1 tRNA gene and 1 rRNA gene are annotated in these 1,498 nt (G+C 52.7%); both read left to right on the top strand.

Annotated elements, in window-relative coordinates:
• Positions 1-1,360: ribosomal RNA gene (locus tag ACTJIX_RS14815) — 16S ribosomal RNA — on the top strand; the annotation flags it as partial.
• 61 nt (positions 1,361-1,421) lie between these two features.
• Positions 1,422-1,498: transfer RNA gene (locus tag ACTJIX_RS14810), tRNA-Ile, on the top strand.

The raw sequence follows: 1,498 nt of genomic DNA, 5'->3' as shown, positions 1-1,498 counted from the left end.
CCTACGGGGGAAAGCAGGGGATCTTCGGACCTTGCGCTAATAGATGAGCCTAAGTCGGATTAGCTAGTTGGTGGGGTAAAGGCCTACCAAGGCGACGATCTGTAGCGGGTCTGAGAGGATGATCCGCCACACTGGGACTGAGACACGGCCCAGACTCCTACGGGAGGCAGCAGTGGGGAATATTGGACAATGGGCGGAAGCCTGATCCAGCCATGCCGCGTGTGTGAAGAAGGCCTTTTGGTTGTAAAGCACTTTAAGCGAGGAGGAGGCTCCTTTAGTTAATACCTAAAGTGAGTGGACGTTACTCGCAGAATAAGCACCGGCTAACTCTGTGCCAGCAGCCGCGGTAATACAGAGGGTGCGAGCGTTAATCGGATTTACTGGGCGTAAAGCGTGCGTAGGCGGCTTTTTAAGTCGGATGTGAAATCCCTGAGCTTAACTTAGGAATTGCATTCGATACTGGAAAGCTAGAGTATGGGAGAGGATGGTAGAATTCCAGGTGTAGCGGTGAAATGCGTAGAGATCTGGAGGAATACCGATGGCGAAGGCAGCCATCTGGCCTAATACTGACGCTGAGGTACGAAAGCATGGGGAGCAAACAGGATTAGATACCCTGGTAGTCCATGCCGTAAACGATGTCTACTAGCCGTTGGGGCCTTTGAGGCTTTAGTGGCGCAGCTAACGCGATAAGTAGACCGCCTGGGGAGTACGGTCGCAAGACTAAAACTCAAATGAATTGACGGGGGCCCGCACAAGCGGTGGAGCATGTGGTTTAATTCGATGCAACGCGAAGAACCTTACCTGGCCTTGACATACTAAGAACTTTCCAGAGATGGATTGGTGCCTTCGGGAACTTAGATACAGGTGCTGCATGGCTGTCGTCAGCTCGTGTCGTGAGATGTTGGGTTAAGTCCCGCAACGAGCGCAACCCTTTTCCTTATTTGCCAGCGGGTAATGCCGGGAACTTTAAGGATACTGCCAGTGACAAACTGGAGGAAGGCGGGGACGACGTCAAGTCATCATGGCCCTTACGGCCAGGGCTACACACGTGCTACAATGGTCGGTACAAAGGGTTGCTACCTCGCGAGAGGATGCTAATCTCAAAAAGCCGATCGTAGTCCGGATCGCAGTCTGCAACTCGACTGCGTGAAGTCGGAATCGCTAGTAATCGCGGATCAGAATGCCGCGGTGAATACGTTCCCGGGCCTTGTACACACCGCCCGTCACACCATGGGAGTTTGTTGCACCAGAAGTAGGTAGTCTAACCGCAAGGAGGACGCTTACCACGGTGTGGCCGATGACTGGGGTGAAGTCGTAACAAGGTAGCCGTAGGGGAACCTGCGGCTGGATCACCTCCTTAACGAAAGATTGACGATTGGTAAGAATCCACAACAAGTTGTTCTTCATGACGATGTATCTGAGGGTCTGTAGCTCAGTTGGTTAGAGCACACGCTTGATAAGCGTGGGGTCACAAGTTCAAGTCTTGTCAGACCCACCA

Origin of the sequence: Acinetobacter sp. 22323 (assembly GCF_052044895.1) — a bacterium.
In the GTDB taxonomy this organism is placed as follows: Bacteria; Pseudomonadota; Gammaproteobacteria; order Pseudomonadales; family Moraxellaceae; genus Acinetobacter; species Acinetobacter schindleri.
This window is presented reverse-complemented; position numbering and strand designations above follow the sequence as displayed.